We start from the raw sequence: 26,954 nt of genomic DNA on the forward strand, positions 1-26,954 counted from the left end.
TCTCAGTCAGTCTCCTTGCGATCATAACTGACCCAGACTTTAATTTTGTTGCTATCGGTATTGTCAATCCAAACTAATCCGTTTGGATCTGCACCTTCGTCTACCCTTGCACGGGGATCCTTGCCAATCTCTTTCTCCCACCAAAGTCGAGCCGATCTCCCGGAATGATCTTTGCTTTTCACCTCGAACAGCTGTGCAGCGCCCGACAATTCGCTACAGTAACTCGTATCCAGGTAATGAATATTCATAGTTTGTCCGTTCTCATAGCCCGGAATCGTCTGAATATACTGCGGCAAGACATAGTCAACGCACATCCCCGATGAATCCCACTTTGCCGTAACTACATAGGGATCCTTATCAGTCCCGATTTTCTGTAAGAATTCTATTTGCCTGATACCATCGGAGAAAGCATCCAGGGGAAATAGTAAGAACACAACCATCAACAACGCTGGCATAAAGCTTTGGCTTGTCTTTTGCGTCAACATAATCGAACCTACTGCCGTGTAACGACAATAGTTATACTAGGACACTCTGGTGTTTTTGCTAGGAGCCTTATATGGTCCGCCCCGTTTTGCAAGAGCCTGTTTTGTTAATTAGCAAACAAAGATAACTGCAATCATATATACGGCCTATTCATGAGGTCTAACCCTCTGGCCCTGATGGGTATCCGCGCAACCTGGCCTTATCAGTCCGACGGCCTCAAGGGCCAAGACTCCTATCAGGTTTCAGGTTGCCGGTTTTTTTTTACCTGTTTGCCATCAACTGTACATGCTCATCGCAATCTGCGGGGGGGTTCCCCTTTGATTAAGCTTATGCTTTACTTTGCCGCTGCCGCCTTTACCTCATTATGCAGCCTTGTAAACTTCATTTCGGGTCATGATGACCCAGACAATCCGAGCCATTTTATTAGCCAGACCAACGGCGGCAACGTTGTGATTGCTGCGCTCATTAAGTTGGCTAACCCATTTTTTACAGCGGTCATCCTTATTTTTGAGGCAGTGGAGTACCGAACGTGCGCCGTGTATCAATAATGTGCGCAGGTATTTATCACCCCGTTTACTGATGCCCAGCAGGACTGACTTACCGCCTGTGGAATGCTGTCTTGGAACTAATCCCAACCATGCGGCAAGGTGTCGACCAGATTTAAAATACGTCGCATCACCAACGGCTGCCTTCAATGCTGTGGCAGTGATGGCTCCGATACCCGGCATAGTCATCATTCGACGACATTCGTCGTCGTTTTCAGCCAGCTCCTGAATTTTCTGGTCATACTGTTGAATACGCTTGTCAAGACTGGCCAACTCTTCTGATAAACCATGTAGCAGCTCACGAGTCAGCGAATGGAGTCCATTTTCAGCATCTTCCAGAATTCGTGGAAGCTGTGCACGAACTTTACCAATACCCTGGGCAACCACAATACCTTCTTCCAATAGTGACCCCCGGATCTGGTTAACCAGGGCAGTTCTCTGATCAACCGCTTGTTGACGATAGCGGTGCAGAAGTTGCCAGGCCTGCTGCTCTGACGTTTTAACAGGTACAAAACGCATGCTGGGCCGTGAAGCTGCTTCTGCAATCGCTTCAGCATCGTTGTAGTCATTTTTGTTGGTCTTGACATAAGGCTTGACAAATTGAGGTGAAATCAGCTTGACAGTATGCCCATAGTTCTTTAACTCCCGACACATAGCGGCAACCAAGCCAAGGTGGTTGAGGTTCTTAGACTGGTATTGAGCTTGAGGCATGTTGGTGCACCTGAATGTCTGTTTATTTCTTTGACAACAGATTTTAGGCAAATATCAATCGGGGTGGTGAAAGGCAGTTATAAAGACTTTAATAGCTATTTCCAAGGTTGGTCTAATGAAATTAAGAAAGGGTAGAAGATGCGTTTTTATGCTGCATGCACACATAATTTTTATCACAAAGTACAGAGGCAAAGTATTTACAGACGGAAACCTGAAAACACTTGAAAAAATATTCCAAAGCGTATGTTCTGATTTTGAAGTAGAACTGGAAGAATTTAACGGCGAGCAAGACCACGTACACATTCTGGTAAACTACCCACCAAAAGTAGCAGTATCAAAACTGGTAAACAGTCTGAAAGGTGTTTCAAGTCGAAGATTGAAGCAATACCATCCAGAGTTGATAAAGCCTGCATATATGAAAAATGCTTTATGGAGTCCAAGCTACTTTGCGGGTTCCGTAGGTGGTGCACCGATTGAAGTTCTTAAACAATACATCGAACAACAGGATAGACCGCATTAGGAGTCCTATTGGACTCCGAGCTATCCTTCCCAGCACTAGAAGTACTGGGCTTGACGCTCTTTCCGGTCAGCAAACTAATTCTGAACTTGAACTCGTTAGAAATGAGTTGCGACAGCAAAAAAACTCAGCTTGATAACTTAACAATCGCTTTCTGTTCAATGTTTATTTTTGGGCTTCTTGTATTATATTGTGTTCGGAGATGAGGGGTGGCGCCTGCAACTATATGGGAATGCTTTAGATAGCAGCATCACGATCTGGTTAGCATGACAACATCAGTAAATTGATTGTCTGGTTAGATAAGAGCGCTTCCTGATTTTGGGGTGAAGCAGCTCATCAGCCTCATGCAGCGGATCGGCATTGAGTAATATGAATTATCGTTCTGGAACTTTTTCAAGAATTAATAGTCTAAATCTACATAGCTAAGAAATCAAATACGTTCAATGGAGTGAACAATGAATATAAATTCTAACAGAACAGATGCTTGCGGACTTTATGAAAGCAGTCCTGATGAAAAGAATGATGATTGTTTTGATTCAGAACAGAAAGTATTTAAAAGTTTTTCAAGAAATTTGCAGTTTGATGATGAATCCTTTGCACAGGTAAATAAGATAAGCAGGCTTGGCTCTATTGCGCTAGGTTGCAGTCACCAGATCGTCAATCAGACTATTCCCGAGCGAAAAGTTTCCCATTGCGTTACTACGGATAGTGCTGAGGTAATGAATGTAGCCAGAGTCAGCGAGAAGTTTACAGCTGAGGCAGTGGCTGGGCATTTTAGAAATACTATTGAAAACCTCATACATACACTGAGATACAACGTAATCGAAAAAGAAAGCTGTAGAGGTGATCAAAGAGACGAATTAATAGGGATTTTTATCGATTTTATTTTATACCAGGAGGGGCTTGTCCATGATCGGTGTTTTACTGTTAAAAGCAGCCCCGATAAATACGTGGCGGGTAAAACCATTAGCTTGGGGCGGGTTGAGGAGATAGAGTCTTTCCTGACTACTATTTTTACCGAAGGGGCAGCAGCGGAATCAAAAAGAGATTTGCGTGGATTATGTTATAGTCTGGTGGACATGTTAGTTGATTATCTCAACAAAAAAAAGAATCTATCGGATGATGTGACTCCATATATTGGGTATTGTAATCATAAATTTACCTACCAGCAATTAATGAAGGATATATTTCCATTTTTCGAAACTCTTTTTGCTTCAAGAGGCCTTTTTTCTGAGCTGGGTATTATCTTTGATTTTGCTGTGAAATTCAGGCAGACAATTATTGATAGTGGTTCTGGAGATTACAAAGACAGAAACTTGTTAACCATTGCTTTACGCAGAAACAAAAGTGATTTAAGAGAGTTTTTTAATCGAGATGTTATGGATTTTATTTTTTTGCGGCGCTGTGATGGCATTGTCGATACCCTGTTTGATAACTGCTCTTTACCGAATGACAATGGAGTGGATTTGGCAAACAGACCAAACCTTAAATTTGGTGAAGAGCTTGAATATGATCTAAAAGATGATTGTTCTCTTCGTTATGGTGATCATCGTAAGATTTTTTTATCTCGATTATCAGAAAAAAAGTTAACTGATCAAGGTACTGACGGACAACGTCGTGTACGCTATGGATTTAACAGTAAATTTACAGTGATCCCTTTTTATGACTCACGGCGGTGGTTTGAAATAAACTGCACGCCTTATCATTCTGATGATCAACTCGCGGAGTTATCTTTTGAGAAGGTGATTGAAGTAACTGATTTAATGCGAAACGAAGGATTCATTGATTATAGCTCCGGCCATAAACACGTCGATGCGATGAGTGCTACTCAGGGTGACACAGGTGTGCTTATGGCCATGGAATCTGAGATCCAGCGAAATCCTTTTCTATTGAGGGCGTTTGGAAATAATGATCGAATCTTACAGCAGGATGAAGCTAAATGGTATAAAACATTTGCTGATTATAATCCAGACACAAAACCATTTGCCGTAAAGCGGTTAAATAGAATTATTGACCGTTACAATAAAAGAATAGAAGAAAATCATACTGAAAAAACAAGCCATAAAGCGAGCACTGATTCGGAAAAAAAAGACAGGCTTGATCAATTTGCCCATTTTTATAGCCAACTTGTTCATATGACGACCATACAAATGGGGCTAGGTCCAATTGGTAATTATTGTATGGAAAAGTATATGGCTATGTCTTTATTGCATATTACCGGAGCAGAAAAAGTCGAGAAGTTATCAACACTGGAATTTCGGTTTTTCCGTTGCCCGAAAACGGTACAGGAAATTAAGTTGATTAACCAATTTTTACAGGCCTGGTTTGGCTACCTTCATCAGTGCAGAAAGGATAAAATCCCCTTGCAGCCTGTCCCAGAAGATATTAAATCATGCAAAGACTATACGGCAGTTGAAGTTAAGCTTAAAACCATAGATTACCTCAGGAAATTAGGGCTGAATCCGAAGGATTATCGCTGTTTTTGGGGCGAAGTACGGGATCTTCCGTAAGTGGCCTTATTTATGCCGACCTCAGGTTATGGGCTAAAAAGTCAGGCTACCAGAAGGTGAGTCCTTCTGGCGCTTTTTCATTGGCTATCAGCGCCTGCTCAATACTCTGAACAGTACACAGACAGCTGTCAAACTAACGACAACTGTCGCACCACCAGGAAAGTCATAAAGACTCGATAGCACCAGTCCCAGAATCATACCTGTTAATCCTGCCATATAGCCGAAAGCAAGAGCTTTCTTTCCAGACAACTGATTGACAGCCAGAGCGGGCATAATCAAGGCGCTGAATACCAAATAGACACCCACCATTTTGACGCTCAGTGTGACCATCAGGGCAAAGAGCGGGTAAAAAAGTCTGCCATCAAGGATTTCTGGTCTCATGATTGTCACTGCAAGAAAAGCCAAACTTGCCAATCCCGGAACCACCATGTCCTGCCAGCCAAGCCAGAGGATATGACCGTTCAGGGCTCTGGAAATATGCTCCGCGCCTTGGGGATCACTGGACATAAGAAGAGTGATAGAAGCAGCAGAGACCACATAAATGCAGCCAATAATCGCTTCCAGCTCTTTCTCTGAGTATTTGGCCAGCCATGCAATCAGGCCAGCACCACCAATGGAAAAGGCAAAGGGCATTAAAGCTCCTAATCCTGCGGAGCCATCGTGGGGAACATGACGGTGAGCCTGTGTCATCGTCAGGATATGAGCGACGATGGCACCCATAGCCGCGACCTGGGCAATAGCCAGATCCATGAAGACAATACCACGCTTCAGAACCTGTCTTCCCAGGACCAGGTGTGTACTGAAAACAATGATGCCTGCCACCAGGGCAGGCATCATGATTGCAAGAAGAGCCCATTCCATTATGAATCTTCCGGTTTGCCTGTCACTTTCAGCAGCTTTTGAATGAGATCGTCATACAAGCTGATCAGGTCTTTACTCTGTTTGCTGCCACCGACCGTCATCGGCAACTCTGTGGCGGGCACACCGGCTTTCTGACTTAACCAGTCCGCACCTTTTTTGTCCTGATAGGAGGCGTACACGACGGCATCGATAGACGTCTTTTTAGAAAGCTCCAACAAGGATGCCAGGTGTCTGGTTGAAGGTGGCAGACCAGGTTTGGGTTCCAGGTCACCAACAACATTCACACCCAGCCACTCCAGCAGATAGTCAAAGTTGCTGTGATAGGTCACCAGGTTTTTACCTTTCAGTGGAGCGGCTTCCTTTTCCCAGCGCTTGATATTGGTCTCCCAGACTTCTGAGAATTTTTTTGCGTTTGCCAGATATTCATCCCTGTTCCCCGGGTCAAGCTCTGCCATGCGTTCTGCCAGGGCCAGGGCGATTTTCTGCAGTCGATAAGGATCAAGATGCAGGTGAGGGTTTCCTTCCGGATGAACATCGCCCATGGTTGGATCTACTTTTTCAAGCTTACCGATGGTCTCTACCTGATCAGCAGCAAAGAACAGCCCTTTGTCTCCGGTCTGAATTTTTGGGTTGGCTGACTTCATTTGCAGAACCGGCAGCCAGCCGGTTTCCAGCTCAGCACCTGAGCAAACGACTATGTCTGCCTTTCTTATTTTCGAGATCAGTCCCGGACGAGCCTGAATGTGGTGAGGGTCCTGTCGGGCCGTTGTTGCCGTGTAAACCTTTGTATCAGTAGCGAGCTCTTCAGACAATGCAGCCCACTCAGGCTCACAGGCAAATACGGTCAATGCTCCATGACTGGATGCTGGAAAGGCCAGAGCGGATGCCAGCAACAGTTTAGAAAGTGTGCGCATCATGAGCTCCAAGGGACATAACATACTGAAGGGTTACGATGTTGTTGGTGTTTTCGAAACCGTCACCTGTCTGATGAGTGTACTGCAGTCTGACTGTGGAGAAGTGAGAGTGGCTCCAGGACACCATAAGTTCAGTTTCTTGCAGCTTCTTCTCGTCGAAATGGTCCTCGTGGGCTTCGAAGCCCCTGAACTCCCCGTAACGAGCACCCACTGCCCACTGAGGCGTCATCTTATAAACGCCACTCAGGTAGAAGCCTTTATTCTTTTCATTACCCTCAAAGGTGTCGCTGAGATCCTGTGTTTGCAGATATTCCCCTGTCAGGGTCAGGCTGCGGTACTTGAAGTTACCATCAGGAGCCCACTTCCATACGGCATCGGCAATATAGGTGTTCTTGCCGGTAAATTGGGCGTTATGAGAGTGGCTGTGGCCCTCATCTTCTTCATGTCCGTGATCTTCATCGTCTTCGTGCTCATGGTCATGATTGCTGATGCTGGCGCCGTTGTCATTTCTGAGATAGCTCAGACCCAGCTGCCAGCTGTGCTCTTCATTAAAATCACCACCAATTTTGGTGAAGGCGGTGTAGACTCCCACTGATTTTGGATCGGTTAAATCTGCAGCCTGCATCTTTTTACCACTAAAAGCTTCGGTACCGATCGTCCAGAACGTATCGGTAGGCATTACATAACTCAGGCGTACACCGTCGTCATAGTAGTGTGACCCCAGCATTGCCCGGTAAGCGGCAGGCCTTTCAACAAATGAATCCGTGTGAGCGTGCTGACTATTCAGGTAGCCGATGTCAGACAGAAATCGACCAGCGCGAACACTAAAACCGCCAGGCAGAGCCAGAGTCTGGATAAATGCCTCTTCTGTTTCGAACTCGGTTTCGCCGCCGTGATGATGCACAACACCGGTGAACTTGCCGTAGAAAAGATCATCAATAGCCGCACTGACACCCAGTTCAATATGACCCAGACCAAAGCCCTTTTCATATTCGCTGAGAGCGCTGTCAGCTGACTTGTAATGGCCGTCCAGAATAAGGCTGAAATTTGGACTGAATCCTTCAGCATGAACAGTTGCGGTGGCTGACGCTGCTAGCAGAATCAGCGCTTTTGCCATTCGGCTGTAAGCTGATTTTTTGCGGATAGCTCCTTTAAAGGGAGTAACTTTGGTTGCTGGAGAGTGGAAGTCAGTAGAAATAACCGGCGGGTTTACTGCAGGCACAGAAGGCTCCTAGTGTGAAAATGCTCAATGCGTTGGGTGATATAAAGCTAGTCAATGCTTGTTATTTTGTAAATGTTATAACATAACGATTTGCATTCTCAAGTTCTATTACTTCTGTGAATCCACCTTCGGCTGACAGCTTCTCGCATTCCCCCCCACTGATACCGACACGGATGAGCGGGGGGCAATAGAGCAGGAAGCATTGGAAAAACGGTTTTTTTATTTGAAAAGACCTTTCAGGGCATCTTTCAGGTGTCCGGCTTTCTTCTCAATCTCTTTTTCCACACGCTTTTTCACTTCTTGTCTGGCCAGTGAAGCAATGGTGTCGGCCAGACGTTTGGTATCAATACCACACTCCTGCTGTCCCAGCTTGCCTTGACAACGAACCGGCCAGGCGACATTGACGTAGTCTTCGTTGACCTCGCAGGCTGGGTCACTATCGGGAGCACGGTCGCCACTGATGTTCAGGCCCACATGAAAATCCATAGTCTGTTTGACCAGATTGATAGCGCCGTCACCCTTGAGATTCAGGTTGGTCAGAGCAGCAGTCAAATCCTTATTGCTGGCTACCCCGTTGCTGATGGTGAAACTGCCTCCGAGCTGGGTGAACCGGGTGGTATGACCCCAGTCTTTTTTCTGCAGATCTTTCTTGCGTATTCTGGCAATTCCCTCACACACCATCTTGTCAAAGTTGGCCTCCGTAAAGGCTCCCTTATCGACATTGAAGTCAACCTTTCCGTTCAGGTTACTGATCAGGACACTCTGAAGCTGGCCATGGGTTGTCAGGTTCATGTCTGCATTGACCTTACCTTCAATGGATTTCAAAGCCGGTATGGGCTGAGCCAGAGCCTGCAGATTTATAGCGTTCAGATCTGCTGTTGTCTGAATTTCAGGATTACCCTGTTTGCGAACATCCAGCTTGCCGTCCAGATCAATGGTGCCCTCGTAGAAGCCGGAAGCCAGCTTGATATCTTGTTGTCCGTTCAGGGCTGTAAGCTGGACTGAAGGCTTGTTAAAAGTGAGTTTTGCCACGGTCAGGGAAGCCAGTTCCAGAGAGCCTTTGACGTTCAGAGGACGCAGGGCGTCTTCCGGAATCAGTGGCAGCGCCTGGTTGGGCTGAAGCTCTTTCACAGTACCTGACGCAAAGGTCGGAGGCTCTGTGCTCTGCACACCTTCAGACTTGCCTTTTGATTCTTCTTTGGTCTCTGTCTGTTCGGAGGCAGGTGGCAGGTAGCGATCCAGGTTCAGGTCACCGCCCTTGAACTGAAAAGTCATGTCCTGTTGTTGCAGGTTTCCGATTTTGAAGAAACCATCCAGATTGAAACCATCAAGCGTCAGATCCAGTTTGTCTGCAGAGAAGCTTTTACCATCGGTGTTAAAGCTGCTCTTGAAAGCCAGCTGGGTCATTGCCCCGGGATCTGCCATGGGGGGAAGCAGGATCTTGATCTCTTTCAGAAACTTGCCTGGATTGAACTGTGTGACATCCAGGTGGCCTTTCACCATCAACGGTTGTTGCTGAACGTTCAGGGCGCCGACAATTTGCAGGGTTTCGGTGCTTGTCCCGACAAGATTATCTGCTGCCGGGTTGGCCGATATTTTGAGATCCTGCAGATCATAGGTGCCCTCTTTGAGGCTGAACTTCAGAACACCCGTGATGCCAGTCATCAGTGTCAGATCGGGTTCACTGCTCTTGATACGAGCTTTCAGATTAAAGTCAAAAGGCTCATTGTTGCGAATTGCCCCGGTTTCCAACCCGGCCTGATCAACCAGGTAGGTTTTACCTGTGCTCTCGTCGTCATAACGGATCACCAGTCCTTCAACACTGACATTGGCAATATCCAATTCCAGAGGTGTAGATTCGGTGGTACCTTCGGGCGATACAACTGTTGTGGTCTCTGTTGCAACAGGCTCGCTACCTGTTTTTCTGGAAACCTCCCAGTTGCCCTGGCCGGACTCGTTCCTGACCAGATTAAGATCCAGCCCTATCAGCCTGGCTGTTTGCATTTCTACTTTTTTGCTTAACAAAGGTAGCAGCTTAACACTGACTTCCGCTGTCCCCAGTCTGGCCAGCTCGGAGTTGTCTGCCCCTTTAACATTCACCTGTTCAAGGGAAAGTCCCAGCCAGGGAAAGACCGACCAGCCAATAGGGCCGTCAATCGTGAGCGTCAAACCAGTATTGTCGTAAACCATTTTGGAAATGTCATCCCGGTAATTGTTGGGATCTATCACTTTCGGAAGAATCAGGGCAGCAGCAACAACAAGAATTATGATGCCAGCCACCAAAAAGGCGATGAGTTTAATTGCACGGTTCATTGGAGACCTCGGGATCTCTGGGTACAAAATATTGTTATTCCTTGGTCAGGATAGTGTACCGCAAGTGTTTGAGGAGTTGGTAAGGGGGGTGAAAATATTGTCCCCCCCCTAACTTTCCCGGGCCTGTAGTTTCTTGAGGGATTTTACCGAGCGGGTCCAGGGGTAGAGGACCTGGACAGCGTCTTTCAGTTGAGGTGAATTGAGAACAGCCAGAGCTTCTTTACTGCTGGTGAACTGACCTTGCAAAAGGACATACCAGTCTTTCTGGTTTTTTCGGTATCGCGCCGTAACTGCAGACTTCAATTCCGGGAATCGTTTTTTCAGCTTCTCAATGGCTTCTGGCTTGTTGGCTGAAAACCACTGAATGGTATAGCTGTTTCCCGGCCCACTGATGATTGTCCCTTGCGGTTGAGTAACCTTTCGGGAGGTTATCTGCTGAGTCTTTTCTGACTTCCCTGTAATGAGACTTTGTAGTTCATTAACCGATCGGACTCTGGGGGAGAGGCGTATAGAAATACGGGCCAGCTCCGGGCTGGAAAGTGCTCTGTTAGCCTGATCTTTGCTGGTATAGGGAGGACCCACGAGTAAAAACCAGTCCTGATATCCTTTCCGATAGTGGATGATCTGGGTGTCACTCAACTGTGCATACCGCCTGCGGACTCTTTCGAGCGTATCTCTTCGGGTTCCAGCCAGCCACTGGATAGCGTAACTGTGCCGGGAAGCTTTGAGAATGTCATGTCTGGCCGGTTGCTGGTACTCTCTGGCTTCTTTTGGACGACGATATTCGTTGGTCTCTTCCTGGACCGAATACGTTGAATAACCCTCATTCAGGTAGCTCTGCTGGTAGTGCAGTTTTGTCTGAAAGTCCTCCTTTTCAGGAGTCGTCCGGGTATAACGCTGCGAACGAGGAGCACTGTAGTTCAAATCCATTGGTTCTTTATAAGGCTCGGACTGATAGGACGAGTGAAATGGTGGCTCAGATGTCTGCTGAGAATCGACGTTGTAATCCCGATGGGTTTCTTGTTGCTGCAATTTTGGATAGGCGGGAGCGATACTGGCAAACAATCGATTATTGTCCGGCTTTACAGGATTATTGTAGGCATAACGCTGTTCGTTCAGTGGCTGTGAGGGGTCACCGGGATCTCTGAGTTCACCTGGCATAATCAGGTTGAGCTTCTGAATGCTGGCCAGAGACCGTGTCCAGGGATAGAGTTTGTCGGTCAGCAACAACCGGGGAGGACTGTTGAGGGCTGTCATTGCTGACTGGCTATCTTTGAATGGTCCGTCCAGCAATAAAAACCAATCTTTGTTTTTGCGCTGATAGCGGACAATCGTCGCTTGCTGCAGGACCGGGAAACGACGCTGTAGATCCCTTAATGGTTCTTCGGTATGGGTTGCGAGCCACTGGATAACAAAACTCCCATGTTCCGAGCCCATTAGTTCGTTGACTCTCTGCCGGAGTTGTTGTTCTGGAGTCGTCTGTTGATAGGTGTAGGAGTAGTTGTTACCCTGCCGAGGATAGTCCGGCTGCACAAACTCCTGTTTGAACTGGTTGTCTGGCTCCGCTTTGACAGGCTCATAGTGCTGCTGAGAAATAGTTTCCGGGTACCCGTTATTTCTATTTGAAGCAGAATAAGCAGCGGTTTCCAGAGATTGTTCGTAACGATCTGTCTGGCTGCTTCGGCATAGCCAGTCGCTGTTCTGATCGGAGCGACAATCCCATGATGAACTCAGTGTCAAGGGTTTTGGAGGCAATAAAAGGGCATCCGCCGAAAAAGCGGTGAGTGTTGCCAGGGTAGCAACAACTCCGAGCCTGATGTTTTTTTCCATAAACAGCACTCGAGCTGACATGAATCAGATCCTTCTGATCATTGCTTTTAACAAATCAGGTTTGAAAAATAATTGCAAGTCTTGTGTTGAATTAATTTTTCAGTCGCCAAGTGTTGTCTGGCTCATCGAACAGCAAGCAATGACCCCGGGAAATGTTCAACCCTCGCTATGGTGCGGCAGTTCAGCGACTAATATGGTGGTGAGGTTGTTTGCGTGACTCTGCCTGGGGAAAATCGGCCTCTGCCGCCTGAATACGTTGGGAACGGGTTATGGAGACAATGGACGCTTTTGGGATAATGTCAGTCAAACGATGGCTGGCAACAATGTTCTGCCTGGCTTTGCCCGTCTCTTCATGGGCTTTGGACCTGGCGTGTTTCCCGAGGGTTGATACCACTCAAAAGCAATACCTTGTTGCTTCAGACATGCTGATGCTGGAAGCAGCCAGGGAGAAGAAGCTCAACAAAGACAAGGCTGAGTTCCCTGTCTGGGTCAGCGGTTATCAGCGGGGCTGGTTTGCCAGAGTCGTTGAAAAATCACCGACAAAGACCGTTCCGGGTGTTACCCCAAAAGAAGGGAAGTTATTCAATGGCTTGTTGTTGGCATCATCCGGTCATCAGATCAGCAGCCTGGATCGCAATGAAACTCTGAACTGCAGAACCCTCATCAGTGTCAGACAACTCAAGACAATGGCTGGTGGCCAGCTACCCGGGAAGGGGCAAATCTGGATCTATGTCCTCAAGCCCGGGAGTATGAAGAGAACGGCTGGCAAATACCCAATCCAGCAGTCGGATGTCGATAATTTCCTTACCGGGTGTGTGGAACAGTCCAGGGCATTTTCACTGCCTCAGTTTGCTGAACAATGTGTGGATTTTACTGTAGGCTGGTCGCAGAACTGGGCCAATGACCGTGAAAGGCCTTCCGGTGGCAGGCTGATACAGAACAAACGAAAGGAGATAGACAGATTGCTTGAGAGGCTGGAAGCAGAACTTTTTGAAAAAGTACGAGATGAATAGCTCGCCTGCTTGATAGCTGCTCCGTATAATGGCCGGATTGAGGTCCGGGAGTCAGCAAGCATTCAGGTTTGAATGGTCTTTATTTGAGTCTGGTAGTAATAACAGCTCAGACTCTATGTACAGAATAGATATAATTGGAGATTATCATGGCTGAGCGCAAGGCCAGTGTTGAAAGAAATACGCTGGAAACCCAGATCAGGGTTGATATCAATCTGGATGGCAGTGGTAAAGGCCAGTTCGACACTGGTGTGCCATTTCTTGATCATATGATGGACCAGATTGCCCGTCATGGCATGATGGATCTGGATATCAAGGCTGTGGGTGACAACGAAATCGATGACCACCATACCGTAGAAGATATCGGTATTACCCTGGGGCAGGCGTTCACCAAAGCCATTGGTGACAAGAAAGGTCTGACCCGATACGGGCACTCCTATGTACCGCTGGACGAGGCGCTTTCCAGAGTCGTCATCGATTTTTCCGGACGTCCCGGCCTTGAGTTTAATGTCGATTTTACCCGGGCCATGATTGGCAAGTTTGATGTCGACCTGTTCTACGAGTTCTTCCAGGGCTTTGTTAATCATGCCAATGTGACGTTGCACATTGATAACCTGCGCGGTCGCAATGCTCACCATCAGATAGAAACGGTCTTCAAGGCCTTCGGCCGGGCATTGAGAATGGCCTTGGAACTGGATCCTCGTATGGCTGGCCAGATGCCATCCACCAAAGGATCGCTGTAATCAGCCATGAGCAAAAAACAGCCATGAGCGAAAAAAAGCTTTGAGTCCACTTCAAACAGACAGGGTGATGCAGTCGGTATGTTTTTCATTAAGCTGTCAGGTGAGTTAAAAAAATGAAGACAGTTGCAGTCATCGATTATGGGATGGGTAACCTTCACTCTGCCAGTAAAGCTCTGGAACACGTGGCCAGCAGCGATACCCGTGTCAAGGTGACTTCTGACCCGAACATTATTCAGCAGGCCGATCATGTGGTGCTTCCCGGTGTCGGTGCTATCCGTGATTGTATGGCAGAAATTCGTGCCAAAGGCGTAGATGATGTGGTGCGGGAAGTGGTCGAAAGCCAGCGCCCGCTTCTGGGTATTTGCGTTGGTATGCAAGTCATGTTGAATCACAGCGAAGAGAATGGTGGCGTTGATTGTCTGGGTCTGATGCCCGGGCAAGTAAAATTTTTTGGCAAGGGGCTGGTGGATGAGGCCGGTGAAAAACTGAAAGTTCCTCACATGGGCTGGAGCCCGGTTCAGCAACATCGTGACCACCCTTTGTGGAAAGGCATCGAAGATAATGCCCGCTTCTATTTTGTCCACAGCTATCATGCTCATGCAAATGACGATGGGATGGCTGTTGGTCGTTGTCACTACAGCGTTGATTTTGATGTGGCTTTAGCACGGGACAATATCTTTGCGGTGCAGTTTCACCCTGAGAAAAGCGCTGACAGCGGCTTGAAACTGCTTGAGAACTTTTTGAACTGGAATCCTTAGAGGGGGCTCGACACTTAAAATACGTTCGAGCTTAAAAAAATGGACATAGACGCTTTGCAACCATTTATGAAAAAGCCCGATTCCAATGAGAAGAATTGGGCTGTTTTCTCCCATATTCTGACCTTGTTTGGCTGTGTCCTGCCAGGCACGAACCTGTTGATCCCTTTTCTGATCTGGTATCAGAAAAAAGATCAGTCTATGTTTATTGCCCATCATGCCAAAGAGTCTCTGAATTTCCAGATCACGGTGACTCTGGTGATTGCCATCTGGGGATTACTGAATGCTGTTCTGATCGGGCTGCTCTTTCTTCCCCTGATTCCGTTTGCGGTGGTTTTTGCCCTGATTTTTGTGATCCGGGCCAGCATGAAAGCCAGTCGGGGAGATGAGTACCGATATCCGGTATGCCTACGTCTGGTCAACTGAGTCTTTAATCGGTTTATTGCAAAAAATAGAGAGGCCGCTCAATGGGCTTAGCGAAAAGAATTATTCCCTGTCTGGATGTTGACAATGGCAGAGTAGTGAAAGGCGTCCAGTTTCTTGATATCCGTGATGCCGGTGACCCCGTTGAAGTGGCTCGCCGCTATAACGAAGAGGGTGCAGATGAGATCACCTTTCTGGATATTACCGCCAGCCATGAAGACCGCGACACCATGGTTCATACCGTTGAGCGTATGGCCAGCGAAGTGTTTATCCCTCTGACGGTAGGCGGCGGCATTCGCAAGGTGGAAGATATTCGTACCATGCTCAATGCCGGTGCCGACAAAGTCAGTATTAATACGGCTGCTGTCTTTAATCCTGAATTTGTTCAGGAAGCTGCCGATCGTTTTGGCTCCCAATGTATTGTTGTTGCCATCGATGCCAAGAAGGTCAGCCTGTCAGGTGAGCCTGAACGCTGGGAGATCTTTACCCATGGCGGCCGAAAACCAACCGGACTTGATGCGATTGAGTGGGCCAGGAAAATGGAACAGTTGGGAGCTGGCGAAATTCTTCTGACCAGTATGGATCAGGATGGAGTAAAGAACGGTTACGACATTGGCGTAACCCGAGCCATATCCAATGCTCTGGACATTCCTGTTATTGCCTCGGGTGGTGCCGGAAATCTGGATCATCTGGTTGAAGCTGTGAAGGAAGGTAAGGCAGATGCTGTTCTGGCTGCGAGTATTTTTCACTTTGCTGAATACTCTATTCCCCAGGCCAAAGCTTACATGGCCAGGCATGGCATTGAGATGAGAGTCTGAAATAGTAAGAAGGAAAGAAATTAAACTTTTTCCTTCCCGCATTTTTAGAGTCAGTACAGCATCACTTTTCCAAAAATGATCATTACAGCGACCAGCAGCACGACTGACGTTTGTTCTGCTTTTGTCGCAGAATCATGGGCTTCTGTGCTGACCACTGTTGACTCATCAGCACCCATTTTTATCTCGAAATGGGCCGAGTTGTACTGACCGTCTGGTAATACACTGGGCAGTGAATAGGCCCGATTAGTCAGAATTTTGTAAACATCAGGGTCACCTGATTGTACTTTAGCTCTGGTGTTTAATGTCCATTCATTTTGGATTTTTTCCAATCGACCGGGAAACTCTTGACCGCCGAGCATCGAAGTCAGTGCAAAATAAGTATATTCAGTGATCATGCAACTGTAGTTACAGCTTTCATCCTCATAAGTGAACCAGGCGTGTTTAGGGTAACTGTCCGGGATTGTATCAAACCGACCACCACGAGCTTTGTCCATGGCATCGGCAATCAATGAACCGTGTCGCTCGCCAAACACTTCAGGATAAATTTTGCTGTAGCCAAGATGGGTGATCAAATGCAGTACTTCTTCGAGGGCGCCATCAAATACACCTCTGTCCGCGCCATTTGGGTGTGTTTCGCTTGCTTTCAGGTCTTGCAGATTGGGTAGTTTCTTTTTATTTCCGACTTTATCCCTTACAGGCTGTAGTTCGGAATCGTCAGCTATCATTGCCAAAGTGGCTTTTTGTGCAACTAACATATCTACCACTTGCTGATTGTCGATAAGGCCATCGTCATTGTTATCGAGGTATTCAGCCAGGATTTTCGCAGCATGAAGCAGCTTTTCATCGGGTACTTTTTCTGTGCCCCGAACTTTAATACCAAACACAGTCGTGTATTTTGGAAACACCATAGCCAGAGTTTGTTGGTTTTCAGATATAGGAGTTGGAGCAAGCGTTGTCGTCTGCGTCGTGTTTTGTGAGTAATTACCGCTGCCGTAGGCGTATAAACTCAAACTAATAGCTATCGCTATCGCTGTTTTAACTATGGCTAGATTGGACTTCATGATCTCTCCGTAAGTATTCAGCACCCTTTACGAAAAATAGTTACCTTGAAGATATTTGAGTCTCGATCATCAATAAAATCTATATCTGGGTAGGCTTTGATTGCTCGCTTGATGCCACTACCAAGACCTCGGTATGGCAGCAATCTGGGGGCAAATGATGCAAGGACGGGGTTGCGAACATTAGAGTTGCCCATTTTTATGTTCTCTACCGTCAGGTTATTCGGCAGATGTCCTGGGCTTATAATTTCAATGCGGTCAGTAAATACCAATAATTTTACAGGTGCTGAGATATAGTAGTCTCTGTGTATTAACGCATTGGCGATGAGTTCTTCAAGAACAATACGTGGTATTTCAGGCTCACCAATGGAGTTAAACCCTTGATCTTTTTGAATGTGCTTGATGTTCGACAGCACAAACCCCAGAGACTGCTGAAAAATATCGGTTAGTTTGCCCTTAACATCCTGACTATCAATATATTGATTGTCCTCAATATTTTTTCCAGGGAAGGCAACCGCTTTGACAATGAAAACAGGCAGTCGAACTTGTGGGCGAGTGGAAAACAGTAATGTACCTGCAATATTCAGCAAGTCATCTTTTGCAAAATTCATGTTTTCTAATAACTGTGAACGAGAAATGTGCTGTTTATCTACAGACTCTCCGTATTCTCGTTCAAAGAAAGTGTCAAAAAATTCTTCATCAAGCTCAGTTGTAAAAGAGTTTTGCACCGAAGACTCATCAGCATGTACCAACCCTGCTTCCTGAAACATCTGCTGAAGCTCCTCGCGGGCTGTGACTCTTCTCTTATCAGAACCGTTTTTTACCCAAATGTAACCATTTGAGTCCATGTAGGGTTTGACTAAACCGGCCGCTACAATTAATACCAATACCCTTCCACCAGGAAGGGAAAAGTTTTGGGTAATTGGGTTGATTGCTGGCTTTACGTTGTTTGTTGCCGCATTGGCAATATCTTGATTTATTTTTCGTAACTGAGCATCAGAGAGCCCTGTTATTGTGCCATCATCATTGACGCCAATAATAATATGACCGCCCTTTGAGTTGCTAAAAGCGGCCATTTCTAATGCCAACGAATTAACGTTGTTTATAGTTGCTTTAAACTGGTGTCTGGAATCTTCACCATTGGCAATAATGCCTAAGAGTTCTGCGGTTTCCATGCTTCGTATACCTGTTTACGTTTCTCAAAGGTTTCTGTTCCACCTTCCATGACGCTAACAATTCGTTGCTGTATGTTGCAGCAGTCAATACTTCCGCTATTGGGCTGGACTTTATCATCGAGGTATTCGCAGGCAATGACCAGTTCGGCGTCCCCCAATACGGGTATGTTTGCGTTGTGAGTTGCAAAGATAAACTGAGTTTTTGGTTTTAACTCCTGTATTAACTTGATGACATCATCATAGATAGTTTGGTTATCGAGATCGTCTTCTGGCTGATCTATGATAACAACGTCGTTTTCTCGCTGGCTTAGAACAAAGAGCATGAGCGCAGAAGCCCTCTGACCTAAAGAGTGGTGAGCCAAAGGTTTGTTGTGATATTCAATGGTGTAAGTATTAGGCACCTGCCACGTAAGTAAGCTGTCTAGTTTATCTTCAAAGTACTGCCAGAACGTATCAAACGAGCCACCCAGAAGAGATTTTAGTTGATCTTTTTCACGCCACATAGCGCCAAAGTCCTGAAACTCATCGACAACACTTTGCAGCGTTATCTCACGAATACGGCTCCCACGGAACAAGTCCTGAATATGCTTAAGCATAGCGGCTTTACTGGCTTTGAAATCGGATCGAATTTTCAAAGGAGAGTCAACAAGGTTGATCTTATCGAGGATCTGTTCGATAGCACGATATTCCTCTGACCATAATTTATCGAGGCCATCCAACTCCTTCCCAAGAGTTTCACCAAGATCGCTGTATTGTTGCTCACTCTTGGCTAACACTTGTAGCATTTGCTCTGCCTGATCCAATAAGGATTTTAATTGCTTAAACTCCTGTGGACTGATGGCCTGTGCACCGGCTTTCTTGAGTTCTCCCGCAAGCTTTCGTTCTATTTCTGCAAACTCTTCTTTCAGAGATAGTTTTTGCTCACTAAAGCCGAAAAGCTTTTCTCGTAATTGTTGCAACGTAACCTGACTATCGGTAACTACCTGCTTTATGCTATCAAAGCCAGCTAACAGGCTTTGATAGGTAGTAAAAAAGTCATCAAAAAACGGTTTGTTCTGTGGTGACTTATAGAGAACCTGATTTTTTAGCTCATCTTCAAAGTTGGCTATAAAACGGTTCAATTCAGACAGGTAATTATCAGCACCAAGAACAACTTGTTGTGCTTTTCGTTCATCGCGGTCAAAGTCAATCTGTTTTTGTAGTTTGGTTTCCACACCGTGCTGCTGATAAAATTTCAGTTGAAACTGGGCATCTTGCTGTTTTTGTGTCCACTCCTGTTTTTGAGATACCGCCCGGTTAAGCCTCTTGATCTGGTGAATTGCATCCAGCACATTGTGTTGACCCTGTTTAATTTTTTCACGCACGGGTACGAGAGCATCACCTACCAGTTTTTCTATCAGATCTTTTTCAAATCCTGCTCCAGTACTGGAAAGATCTTTTTGACCAAAATAGATAGGCTGATGGAGGACGGTTTCCCGGATAGAGACTCCCGGTTGTAATTGCCCGTTAACAAAAACATCGGGTCTTTCACCTAGAATTCTGCGAACTTGGTAGGGCTGTCCGCGACGGTCGATGGCATCAATAGTGATTTTTCCACCACTATGTAACAGGTGCTTAACCAGTCCTTCCTTGTAATCAATATCGGATGCTTTTGCTCCAAAGGAAATGTTCAGCGCATAACGAATTCCTTCAAGAATGGATGACTTCCCACTACCTCGAATGCCTATCAAAGTATTCAGTTCAGGAGAAAGAAATATCTCTGTACCACCCAAGGTGCCAGCACCTTCAAAGCTGACTTTCCGGATATATGAGTGAGTGTATCCTGGTTGCACAGGGCGAACCCTGGCTTCCTTGTCCCAGAGGGCACTTGACTGCTTCAAAACTAAAAGCCCCCAGCTTTAAAAAACAGGACTCTTTTCTGGCGGACATATCCGCCAGCTGCTTATCATCACTTCCTTCGACTTCCGCTGGATAGAGCTTACCCAATGCTTGCTTCATCTTATCTCGAGTATCGCGGGACCGAACCTTCTGGAAAGCCAGGGCTCTGTGCTGAACAGCAGTAGTATCAAATAATTCTTTAACACGCCCGGGTGATAGTCCACCCCACAAACCATTGGGTGCTTCGACATGAGCAAAAACCAAAAAATAGTCTTTTTGGAATTTATCCAATTCCCGAACAGTGTCTACCAAGTCATGGTTAGAGCGAGCATTTTCATCTTCAAAGTTGGCAATACCCGCAAACGTCAGGCTTAAGAAACTTTGTATATGGTTAGTTTGCTCCTTGTTGTTAAACCACTCATCAGAAAATACGACCAGAGTATGTACACCTGATTGTCCATCTTTGACTGACAGCTCAATACCCGGCAATAAACCAATGCCGGACTTTTTGGCTTTTTTGCGCAGAGCTTTGAATTCATTCAGATCAAATTTGTTGTGGTTGGTAATGACTCCAAGACCAATGTCTGCAACCAGCAGGGCTTCTATATATTGATTAAGATAATCATTATCTTCACCCTTATAGCTGAATTCTTTATCTGCGCGTGTGTGCAGATGAAAATCGGCCTTTAAAACCATTGACTGCCATTTTGAAATCGGTTTAGAGTCATTGACCACCCTCCTGAGTAGATTCTAAACAGCTATGAGCGAAGAAAACAGTAGGCGTTGACTATCGCTCCAGCTCCCGGCTGATGGAATAAGCCTCCTGTGCAATGGCTTGCTGCTGTTCTGCAGGTAAACCGGTGACCTCCACAATATCTTCGCCCTGTTCACTGAGTTTTATTTCGGGCTCTCCGGCTGGCAGCCAGTTGAGCTGATCACGAAACATGTGAATACCTTCCGAGTCAGGAAGACTCGCCAGCATCAACGCATGACTGGCGGCATTGTCGGATTGTGAGGGATGCTCGCTACCGGGGAAATCACAGATACCGTCACTGATACAGATACCCAATCCCATCTCCAGCGAAGCGATGTTCTGCTCGCCAACCACCCTGTTAAGACTTTGTATTAACAGGGCACAACTCAGGGCATCCATGGCAAAAGAAGCACTTTCCAGACTGGAAAAGTGAATATACCCGGTGCCATCTGGTGTGTAACTTAACTCGCCCTGGTAATGTTGAGTGGCACACCTGAGCGCTTCGCTCTGAGTCTCAATAATGTTCATCAGATCGTGGGGGGCCAGCAGTTGCCGCAATCGGGACAGGTTTTTATTGCGGACACTGATAATGGCCGAGATTTCCTCTTTTTCCTCTTCCTCGGGTTCCGGCTCAATGGAGTCCATCAGTTTTTCAGTCAGTTGTTTTTCCACAAAACCAGAGAGTCGAAGTACTTCATTTCTAAAGGAGACCGGATTGGCCGGGGATTGCAGAATAGAATGCAACTGCCTTTCAATAAGCTTAAGTCGGGAAGTGATATTGGAGGCGAAAAAGGAGAGCAACAACAATCCACTGATCAGGAGAATGATGCTGATCGTAATGATCAGTGTCAGAGCATCGCCGGAATTTCGGGTCAGTAACTCACTGTCCAGTTGCAGGCGGACATAGCCTGCAATTACGTCCTGATAGTGTATCGGTGACGAATAAGTTTCACCCTTCTCACCGACCTCATCGCTCTCTGAAGAGGCTATTTCACGATTATCAATGCTGTATATGGCGGCCTTGGCCACGTAAGGGTTTTGCACCAGCTGTCCCAGCAATACGTTGAGACTGAGCCTGTCTCCTGTGACCAGCATATCGGTGGCCGCACTGGCTGTCTGGGCACTCAGCAGGCTTCCGATGGAGTCAGCCTGATGACGGCTGGCAGACTCCAGCTCGCTGCTGACCAGAAAGCCGGTAGACAGAGTCAGGGCTGTGAAAAGCACGCCAAACAGCAACAATAGTTGTTGGCGAAGGGACAGAGCTTCTGATTGTCTGGCAAACAGGGTGATGATTTTTTTCGGCAATGACAAGGCCGAGCCTCCTAAGGTGTTATGTCAGGCGCTTCCATTGAACTGTTCTGCCAGAGTGCCGATCACGCGGAGCTTTGTGCATTGAAGTACGCATTGGGTGCCAATAGGCACGATTCTAACAGAGAATGTGGTTAAAACCTGACTTTCAAACACGCACGTTTGTTTAAATAAGGTCATTAGTGCCCATCAGCGGTTGGTCGGCATCGGCTTTTAAAGCGATGATTTCCGCTGCCGTATGACCGGTAATAGCAAAATGAAATTTGTCTTGCACATGGGCATAAAACAAACGAGAGGTGTCTGATTTGGGATGATAGTCGATACTGCACTCGGCAAAGATATCGGTAATCTGCTGGTAAATACGCCGCTCACTGGCATGGATGGAACGCACCCGCTCCAGCAGCTCTTTAAAGTAATCCTTACCAAAATACCGGCCATTTTTTAAACGTTCATCATCCATGGCAAAGTCCTTGATGATGTATTCCTTGATTAAGGCTATCGCCCAAATGCGGAACTGTGTGGCTTGGGTTAGCCTACGGAAATGACGGCATCCAGGTTGTAGTACTCGAGCTTGCGTTTTACCTCCCGCTTACCCTCCCTGTTGAACTGTTTCCAAAATGGAAATAGTTGCTTTTTGATCCAATTCGCCACTGGAGTAGATATTCTCCAGATGCCTGGAAATAGCTGGAACACCCACGCCAAACAGTTCAGCCATACGCTTCTGGGTTAGCCATAGGGTCTCATTGTTCAGCAGGACCTCTCTGCCTTTACATCTCCACCGGGAGCGGTATAAAGCAGGAATTTGGTGGTTTGGTCTTGCAGGCTCAGGTTTTTATGGCTCATGTCAGGCTGCCCTCTCTTCTGGCTTTGGGAAGCTTAGCAGCAGGTCACGGTAGTATTCGTACTGCTTTTGGCGCAGCTCAATTTCTCGGGGTAAGCCTTCGGTGATGGAGTGGGTCAGGGTGTCGAATTTATCCATTGATATCACCAGAATCCAAGAGCTGTTTGGCTTTTTGCTTGCTGAGCTTTTCTTCTGCTTTGGCCAGTTCTATTTGGTCGGTGATGTTTAATTTATTGACCGGAATCATGGCTTGCCTCCATTTTTCTTTTGGGAGGCTTCTATTTTTTTTATCTCTTTGTCGAAGTCACTTTCAAACAGACGGTCTTGAACAATGCGGTACTTTTCAAATTCACTTTCTGCCCAGTCCTTTGCAATTTGCTTTGATACTGTTCCAGAGTTGTGCAGGATCTCACGGTCATCGAATTCGAGGAACTGGTCCAGTCTTTTGGCCCAGTCCTCCATGGTCATGGGCATCTTTCTCAGGGCACGTGCTTCCGCCAGTTCAAGGTAGGCGTTGACGATTCGGCTCAATCCATCCATCTCCTCTTTACTAAGATAGTTTTTCGCAACAGAGACATCAGTTTTCAGGACTTTGCCATCGGGTGAGTTTTTCCAGCTGGTTAACCCCATATTTGCTTTTTCGCTATTTGCGCGTTCTTTGATCAGTTCAGCTGCAGTGTGGCCATGAATTGCGTAATGAAGTTTATTCTGAACCTTTGAAAAAAATTCTCGGGTGATAGGAGCATCCTTGTTGTAATCGATGCTGGTCGAGTAAATATCAGTTATTTTCTGATAAAATCTGCGTTCGCTGAGGCGGATCTCGCGGATTTCTTCCAGCAGTCTCTCAAAGTAGTCTTCCCCGAGAAAGGAGCCATTTTCCATACGCTCTTTATCGATGACATAACCCCTGATGGCAAAGTCTCTCAGGGCTTGGGTAGCCCATTGGCGAAACTGAGTAGCACGCACAGAGTTCACCCGGTAGCCCACAGAAATGATCGTGTCCAGATTGTAGTGCTTGGTATTATACTTTTTGCCATCTGTGGCAGTTATCCGGAAATTCCGGATAACTGAATTTTCTTGTAATTCGCCCATTTGGAAGATATTTTTCAAATGTTCATTCACTGTTCGCACATCAACCCCAAAGAGTTGCGCGATGAGTTTTTGTGACAGCCAGATGGTTTCATCTTCATAACGAGCTTCAATGCTCTGCGTTTCGGACTGGGCTGTAAAAATCAGAAACTCCGCAGTGGAGTTGCGGACGAATTTTTTGTTGTCTTTTCTCATGCCTTAACCTCTGTACCTTCTAACTCAGCCACAATGGCATCAATCTCCGAGCGTAGTTGATTTATTTTGCCAACCGTGTTTTCAGCTCAGCATTCACCTGGGTAATATCAACCTTCTCCCGGGTATCCCTGGCTTCTACATAACTGCTGACCGACAGGTTGTAGTCATTGTCAGCGATCGTCTCAAGGCTGACCGACTTTGCGACATGCTCCACATCGTCCTTGCTGTCGAAGAACGCCATAATCTGCTGGATATGTTGATCCGTCAGCACATTGTTATTGGTCTCTTTTTTAAAATCACAGCCAACTACTGAGCCACGAACGTCGTTGGACACTGGTCATTGAGGCACTCCTGAAAATAAGGTTCTTCTGACAGCACGCTACCGCTCAGAGATTTGGCTACTGCAATCAGCAACAGGCGGAGCATGGGTCTCGATAGCTCTGTCAGTAAAAAAGAGTTCAGTTTATCACTTTCGCTGAAAAGCCTCGCCCAGAAGTGGGCCGGGAGCGTCAAAATACTACAAAATGACAAGCAACAGTCTGAAAAGTGGGCTGATTTACCGTAAATATAAAATCACCGAACAGATCAGCCCTTATTCACAGCTTTGTTAATTGCAATGACTTCAATGTTATGAACCTTCGTTCCAAAACCAACTCTAAACTATTGAATCAATCTCAAATGTTCTTGCTAAGTGAGAACGAAACTAACTAAAGAGGTATTAAATATGAATAACGTCGATAAGAATTCCGGAATTGTTGGTTTATTTTCGCAAAAGCCTAAGGAAGAAATACCAAAGGGTGTCAGCTTCGGCAGAACCACAATGGCAGCTGACAAAGTTGATTCTTCATTGAGCCATGTTGTAAACGGAAGTGGCACCGATCACTCAAGCCAGAGGTTGGAAACTATTGCCAGCACCAGCACGTCACTTGGACAGAGAGTAGTGTCTAACCAGACGAACACCGAAATAGACGCAGCAAAAACAAAAGCTCAGGAGAATGTGTCGGCAATCATAGATCACTTGGATGGTATGAAAGAAAGACTAATTGCCAAGGATAAATATTGTAGAAATACAGCTCATAACCCAGATATCCAAGTATTTGAGAATGTAATCCAATTACTTGGGCATCTTGAACCTGGTAATATTTCAGAATTTGCAGAATGCTGTGATTCCACATGCTTTGTTAAATTCGGTGATCATTCTTTTTGTACTACTGATTTTAATTTTTATTATGGGTCTGAGGTATTATTCTCTTTACACCATAATGTTTTCATGCCTTGTGGTAAAGGTTATTCTTTAAAGAAGGGAGCTGAAGTTATTGAAACCAGCGCCTTATTTGATGAACTCTATTTTGCTCCTGGTGCTCCTGGTGCTCCTGGTGCTCCTGGTTATCAAACTGCAAAAAGTGAGTTTGAGAGACTTCAGAGCAGCTGATTTTATCGGCTTGTCCGTTCGCTAATAACCTGACGAAAAAGCAGCTTATAGTGAGCTATATTTTGCCATTCTGTTTGAAATGGCTCGCACAGTACTTAAAGCTGGACAGGGTGAGCGGACATTTGCCGGGTATAATTGATGACCCCGCACCAACAGCTGAAAACAGCCTGCTGGGAGCTGGTCATTGAGGCATTTCTGAAAATGATCTTCTTCTAACAATACGCTGTCGCTCAGAGATTTGGCTATTGCAATCAGCAATAGGCGGAGCAAGGATCTCGATGGCTCTGCCAGTAAAAGAGGGGCAGTCTACTTACTACCTTTGCCGAAAGCCTCGCCCAGAAGAGGGTGTCGCAAAACTTCAACAGCTCGTTCTCACGCTCTGAAGTCGTCATTCCCGCGAAGGCGGGAATCCAGCGCCAATGGTGGATCTCTGCCTTCTCGGGGATGACAAGGCCAGGGGGACACCGGGCAGTATGGTTCTGGTGGAGAGTCAGTGTGGATTCCCGCCTTCGCGGGAATGACGAGAATGAAGCCGGGAATGACGAGAATGAAGCTTGCAATGACGGGAGTCAACGCGTTCCCACGCCGGAGAGAGTTTTGCGACACCCTCAGAAGAGGGCTGGGAGACTCAAAATACTACAAAATGACAAGGAACTACCTGTAAAGTCGCCTTACCGTAAATATAAAATCATCGAATAGATCAGGTCTTATTCGCAGGTTATTCAATTGCAATGACTTCAATGTCATGAACTTTTGTGCCAAAACCAACTCTAAACTATTGAATCAATCTCAAATGTTCTTACTAAGTGGGAATGAAGCTAACTAAAGAGGTATTAAATATGAATAAAGCAGATAATAATTCCGGAATTGTTGGTTTATTTTCACTAAAGCCTAAGGAGGAAACACCAAAGGGTGTCAGCTTCGGCAGAACCACAATGGCAGCTGACAAAATTGATTTTTCATTGAGCCATGTTGTAAACGGAAGTGACACCGATCACTCAAGCCAGAGGTTGGAAACTATTGCCAGCACCAGCATGTCACTTGGACAGAGAGTAGTGTCTAACCAGACGAACACCGAAATAGACGCAGCAAAAAAAAGACCCCAGATGGCTGTGTCAAAAATTATAAATCACTTAGATGATTTTAAAACAAAAATAATTGCCGAGGATGAATATTGTAGAAATACAGCCCATACTCGGGATATCCAAGTATTAGAGAATATCATCCAATTACTTCAGCATCTTGAACCTTGCAAGATTTCAGTAGTTGTAAGATTTAATGTTGGGGCAGGTTCTGTTAAAATCGGTGATGATTTTTTTAGTACTGTTGATTTTAATGTTTATTATAGGGGTCAGATGTTATTCTCTTTATTGCAGAATACTGTCAGTCCTGGTGATACACGTAATCCTGTGAAGCTGGGAGCTAGAGTTGTTGAAACCAGCGCCTTATTTGATGAACTCTATTTTGCTCCTGGTGGCCCCGGTTATCAAGCTGCAAAATGTGAATTTGAGGTATTGCAGATCAAATCGTTACTTGATGGTCTTAAAGGTTTACCTGTCCACGAATAAC

General features: G+C 46.0%; 26 protein-coding genes and 2 pseudogenes. 9 read left to right on the plus strand and 19 right to left on the minus strand.

Annotation, left to right across the window (positions count from 1 at the left end; genetic code table 11):
• Positions 1-2: 2 nt before the first annotated feature.
• Together ACO6VG_RS06830 and ACO6VG_RS06835 are read right to left on the minus strand one after the other, a co-directional pair.
• Entirely contained in the window at positions 3-485 is a 483-nt protein-coding gene (locus ACO6VG_RS06830) for a hypothetical protein (RefSeq protein WP_422139481.1), read from the minus strand.
• Between the two features lie 360 nt (positions 486-845).
• The gene (locus ACO6VG_RS06835; protein WP_422136232.1) at positions 846-1,739 is read right to left on the minus strand and encodes an IS110 family transposase; all 894 of its coding nucleotides are present in this window, start codon (positions 1,737-1,739) and stop codon (positions 846-848) included.
• Between the two features lie 115 nt (positions 1,740-1,854).
• Between ACO6VG_RS06835 and tnpA the strand changes: the two genes are divergently transcribed.
• Positions 1,855-2,259 carry an IS200/IS605 family transposase gene (gene tnpA, locus ACO6VG_RS06840; protein ID WP_422136233.1) on the plus strand — a complete coding sequence of 135 codons (405 nt, stop codon included), beginning with the start codon at positions 1,855-1,857 and terminating at the stop codon, positions 2,257-2,259.
• 452 nt (positions 2,260-2,711) lie between these two features.
• Positions 2,712-4,766 (plus strand): hypothetical protein, encoded by a 2,055-nt coding sequence (locus tag ACO6VG_RS06845; protein WP_422473251.1) that lies wholly within the window; start codon positions 2,712-2,714, stop codon positions 4,764-4,766.
• A gap of 87 nt (positions 4,767-4,853) precedes the next feature.
• Here ACO6VG_RS06845 and ACO6VG_RS06850 read toward each other — a convergent pair whose 3' ends face one another.
• The 5 genes from ACO6VG_RS06850 to ACO6VG_RS06870 form a co-directional block, all read right to left on the minus strand.
• Positions 4,854-5,627 (minus strand): metal ABC transporter permease, encoded by a 774-nt coding sequence (locus ACO6VG_RS06850; protein ID WP_422473253.1) that lies wholly within the window; start codon positions 5,625-5,627, stop codon positions 4,854-4,856.
• Positions 5,627-6,541: a metal ABC transporter substrate-binding protein gene (locus ACO6VG_RS06855; RefSeq protein WP_422473255.1), complete on the minus strand. Its 915-nt coding sequence runs from the start codon at positions 6,539-6,541 to the stop codon at positions 5,627-5,629. Before ACO6VG_RS06855 ends, ACO6VG_RS06850 begins: the two co-directional genes overlap by 1 nt.
• A complete protein-coding gene (locus ACO6VG_RS06860) occupies positions 6,525-7,763 on the minus strand; it encodes a hypothetical protein (RefSeq protein WP_422473257.1) in 1,239 nt (412 codons plus the stop codon). Before ACO6VG_RS06860 ends, ACO6VG_RS06855 begins: the two co-directional genes overlap by 17 nt.
• 219 nt (positions 7,764-7,982) lie before the next feature.
• A complete protein-coding gene (locus ACO6VG_RS06865) occupies positions 7,983-10,076 on the minus strand; it encodes an AsmA family protein (protein ID WP_422473259.1) in 2,094 nt (697 codons plus the stop codon).
• A 108-nt stretch (positions 10,077-10,184) separates the two neighbouring features.
• Complete coding sequence (locus ACO6VG_RS06870; protein WP_422411924.1) at positions 10,185-11,927, minus strand: SPOR domain-containing protein; 1,743 nt, start codon at positions 11,925-11,927, stop codon at positions 10,185-10,187.
• Between the two features lie 248 nt (positions 11,928-12,175).
• On the opposite strand from ACO6VG_RS06870, the gene ACO6VG_RS06875 reads away from it, so the two are divergent.
• The 5 genes from ACO6VG_RS06875 (at position 12,176) to hisF (ending at position 15,655) form a co-directional block, all read left to right on the plus strand.
• Complete coding sequence (locus ACO6VG_RS06875; RefSeq protein ID WP_422473261.1) at positions 12,176-12,919, plus strand: hypothetical protein; 744 nt, start codon at positions 12,176-12,178, stop codon at positions 12,917-12,919.
• A 146-nt stretch (positions 12,920-13,065) separates the two neighbouring features.
• A complete protein-coding gene (gene hisB, locus ACO6VG_RS06880; RefSeq protein ID WP_422136241.1) occupies positions 13,066-13,659 on the plus strand; it encodes an imidazoleglycerol-phosphate dehydratase HisB in 594 nt (197 codons plus the stop codon).
• Between the two features lie 113 nt (positions 13,660-13,772).
• A complete protein-coding gene (gene hisH / locus ACO6VG_RS06885; RefSeq protein ID WP_422136242.1) occupies positions 13,773-14,417 on the plus strand; it encodes an imidazole glycerol phosphate synthase subunit HisH in 645 nt (214 codons plus the stop codon).
• A gap of 66 nt (positions 14,418-14,483) precedes the next feature.
• A complete protein-coding gene (locus ACO6VG_RS06890; RefSeq protein WP_422136243.1) occupies positions 14,484-14,840 on the plus strand; it encodes a DUF4870 domain-containing protein in 357 nt (118 codons plus the stop codon).
• Between the two features lie 41 nt (positions 14,841-14,881).
• Positions 14,882-15,655, plus strand: coding sequence for an imidazole glycerol phosphate synthase subunit HisF (gene hisF, locus ACO6VG_RS06895; RefSeq protein WP_422139488.1), 774 nt, complete (start codon positions 14,882-14,884; stop codon positions 15,653-15,655).
• Positions 15,656-15,705: 50 nt separating this feature from the next.
• Here hisF and ACO6VG_RS06900 read toward each other — a convergent pair whose 3' ends face one another.
• The 11 genes and pseudogenes from ACO6VG_RS06900 to ACO6VG_RS06950 all read right to left on the minus strand — a co-directional run bounded on the left by ACO6VG_RS06900 (position 15,706) and on the right by ACO6VG_RS06950 (position 24,287).
• Complete coding sequence (locus ACO6VG_RS06900) at positions 15,706-16,716, minus strand: hypothetical protein (protein WP_422136245.1); 1,011 nt, start codon at positions 16,714-16,716, stop codon at positions 15,706-15,708.
• 17 nt (positions 16,717-16,733) lie between these two features.
• Positions 16,734-17,888, minus strand: coding sequence for an RNA-binding domain-containing protein (locus tag ACO6VG_RS06905; protein ID WP_422473263.1), 1,155 nt, complete (start codon positions 17,886-17,888; stop codon positions 16,734-16,736).
• Complete coding sequence (locus ACO6VG_RS06910; protein ID WP_422473265.1) at positions 17,867-19,768, minus strand: TrlF family AAA-like ATPase; 1,902 nt, start codon at positions 19,766-19,768, stop codon at positions 17,867-17,869. Before ACO6VG_RS06910 ends, ACO6VG_RS06905 begins: the two co-directional genes overlap by 22 nt.
• Positions 19,674-20,462, minus strand: coding sequence for a hypothetical protein (locus tag ACO6VG_RS06915; RefSeq protein WP_422411931.1), 789 nt, complete (start codon positions 20,460-20,462; stop codon positions 19,674-19,676). Before ACO6VG_RS06915 ends, ACO6VG_RS06910 begins: the two co-directional genes overlap by 95 nt.
• Positions 20,463-20,553: 91 nt before the next feature.
• On the minus strand, positions 20,554-21,831 hold the full coding sequence (locus ACO6VG_RS06920; protein ID WP_422136248.1) for an AhpA/YtjB family protein: 1,278 nt from the start codon (positions 21,829-21,831) through the stop codon (positions 20,554-20,556).
• Positions 21,832-21,994: 163 nt separating this feature from the next.
• Positions 21,995-22,345, minus strand: a pseudogene (rhuM, locus tag ACO6VG_RS06925) (RhuM family protein); the annotation flags it as partial.
• A gap of 72 nt (positions 22,346-22,417) precedes the next feature.
• Positions 22,418-22,543 (minus strand): hypothetical protein, encoded by a 126-nt coding sequence (locus ACO6VG_RS06930; protein ID WP_422136249.1) that lies wholly within the window; start codon positions 22,541-22,543, stop codon positions 22,418-22,420.
• A 129-nt stretch (positions 22,544-22,672) separates the two neighbouring features.
• A complete protein-coding gene (locus ACO6VG_RS06935; protein ID WP_422139493.1) occupies positions 22,673-22,807 on the minus strand; it encodes a hypothetical protein in 135 nt (44 codons plus the stop codon).
• A pseudogene (locus ACO6VG_RS06940) lies at positions 22,806-22,916 on the minus strand (cell filamentation protein Fic); the annotation flags it as partial. The pseudogene ACO6VG_RS06940 and the gene ACO6VG_RS06935, both read right to left, overlap by 2 nt.
• Positions 22,913-23,953 carry a virulence RhuM family protein gene (locus ACO6VG_RS06945; protein WP_422136251.1) on the minus strand — a complete coding sequence of 347 codons (1,041 nt, stop codon included), beginning with the start codon at positions 23,951-23,953 and terminating at the stop codon, positions 22,913-22,915. The pseudogene ACO6VG_RS06940 and the gene ACO6VG_RS06945, both read right to left, overlap by 4 nt.
• 61 nt (positions 23,954-24,014) lie before the next feature.
• Entirely contained in the window at positions 24,015-24,287 is a 273-nt protein-coding gene (locus ACO6VG_RS06950; protein WP_422411934.1) for an N-6 DNA methylase, read from the minus strand.
• Positions 24,288-24,677: 390 nt separating this feature from the next.
• Between ACO6VG_RS06950 and ACO6VG_RS06955 the strand changes: the two genes are divergently transcribed.
• Entirely contained in the window at positions 24,678-25,385 is a 708-nt protein-coding gene (locus ACO6VG_RS06955; protein ID WP_422473267.1) for a hypothetical protein, read from the plus strand.
• Positions 25,386-25,757: 372 nt separating this feature from the next.
• Here ACO6VG_RS06955 and ACO6VG_RS06960 read toward each other — a convergent pair whose 3' ends face one another.
• Entirely contained in the window at positions 25,758-25,958 is a 201-nt protein-coding gene (locus ACO6VG_RS06960; protein WP_422442055.1) for a hypothetical protein, read from the minus strand.
• Between the two features lie 266 nt (positions 25,959-26,224).
• Here ACO6VG_RS06960 and ACO6VG_RS06965 point away from each other — a divergent pair, with 266 nt between their 5' ends.
• Positions 26,225-26,953 (plus strand): hypothetical protein, encoded by a 729-nt coding sequence (locus ACO6VG_RS06965; protein ID WP_422139497.1) that lies wholly within the window; start codon positions 26,225-26,227, stop codon positions 26,951-26,953.
• Position 26,954 lies beyond the last annotated feature (1 nt).

The organism is Endozoicomonas sp. ALB032, from assembly GCF_049310125.1.
In the GTDB taxonomy this organism is placed as follows: domain Bacteria; phylum Pseudomonadota; class Gammaproteobacteria; order Pseudomonadales; family Endozoicomonadaceae; genus Endozoicomonas_A.

Bases quoted from the DNA above. Each gene is read 5' to 3' on its own strand.
- ACO6VG_RS06915 (WP_422411931.1), bottom strand. From the start codon at position 20,462: ATGGTTTTAAAGGCCGATTTTCATCTGCACACACGCGCAGATAAAGAA.
- hisF (WP_422139488.1), top strand. From the start codon at position 14,882: ATGGGCTTAGCGAAAAGAATTATTCCCTGTCTGGATGTTGACAATGGC.
- ACO6VG_RS06890 (WP_422136243.1), top strand. From the start codon at position 14,484: ATGAAAAAGCCCGATTCCAATGAGAAGAATTGGGCTGTTTTCTCCCAT.
- tnpA (WP_422136233.1), top strand. From the start codon at position 1,855: ATGAAATTAAGAAAGGGTAGAAGATGCGTTTTTATGCTGCATGCACAC.
- ACO6VG_RS06845 (WP_422473251.1), top strand. From the start codon at position 2,712: ATGAATATAAATTCTAACAGAACAGATGCTTGCGGACTTTATGAAAGC.
- ACO6VG_RS06935 (WP_422139493.1), bottom strand. From the start codon at position 22,807: ATGGATAAATTCGACACCCTGACCCACTCCATCACCGAAGGCTTACCC.
- ACO6VG_RS06930 (WP_422136249.1), bottom strand. From the start codon at position 22,543: ATGGCTGAACTGTTTGGCGTGGGTGTTCCAGCTATTTCCAGGCATCTG.
- ACO6VG_RS06870 (WP_422411924.1), bottom strand. From the start codon at position 11,927: ATGTCAGCTCGAGTGCTGTTTATGGAAAAAAACATCAGGCTCGGAGTT.
- ACO6VG_RS06955 (WP_422473267.1), top strand. From the start codon at position 24,678: ATGAATAACGTCGATAAGAATTCCGGAATTGTTGGTTTATTTTCGCAA.
- ACO6VG_RS06945 (WP_422136251.1), bottom strand. From the start codon at position 23,953: ATGAGAAAAGACAACAAAAAATTCGTCCGCAACTCCACTGCGGAGTTT.
- ACO6VG_RS06900 (WP_422136245.1), bottom strand. From the start codon at position 16,716: ATGAAGTCCAATCTAGCCATAGTTAAAACAGCGATAGCGATAGCTATT.
- ACO6VG_RS06850 (WP_422473253.1), bottom strand. From the start codon at position 5,627: ATGGAATGGGCTCTTCTTGCAATCATGATGCCTGCCCTGGTGGCAGGC.
- ACO6VG_RS06835 (WP_422136232.1), bottom strand. From the start codon at position 1,739: ATGCCTCAAGCTCAATACCAGTCTAAGAACCTCAACCACCTTGGCTTG.
- ACO6VG_RS06865 (WP_422473259.1), bottom strand. From the start codon at position 10,076: ATGAACCGTGCAATTAAACTCATCGCCTTTTTGGTGGCTGGCATCATA.
- hisH (WP_422136242.1), top strand. From the start codon at position 13,773: ATGAAGACAGTTGCAGTCATCGATTATGGGATGGGTAACCTTCACTCT.
- ACO6VG_RS06830 (WP_422139481.1), bottom strand. From the start codon at position 485: ATGTTGACGCAAAAGACAAGCCAAAGCTTTATGCCAGCGTTGTTGATG.
- ACO6VG_RS06905 (WP_422473263.1), bottom strand. From the start codon at position 17,888: ATGGAAACCGCAGAACTCTTAGGCATTATTGCCAATGGTGAAGATTCC.
- hisB (WP_422136241.1), top strand. From the start codon at position 13,066: ATGGCTGAGCGCAAGGCCAGTGTTGAAAGAAATACGCTGGAAACCCAG.
- ACO6VG_RS06875 (WP_422473261.1), top strand. From the start codon at position 12,176: ATGGAGACAATGGACGCTTTTGGGATAATGTCAGTCAAACGATGGCTG.
- ACO6VG_RS06855 (WP_422473255.1), bottom strand. From the start codon at position 6,541: ATGCGCACACTTTCTAAACTGTTGCTGGCATCCGCTCTGGCCTTTCCA.
- ACO6VG_RS06965 (WP_422139497.1), top strand. From the start codon at position 26,225: ATGAATAAAGCAGATAATAATTCCGGAATTGTTGGTTTATTTTCACTA.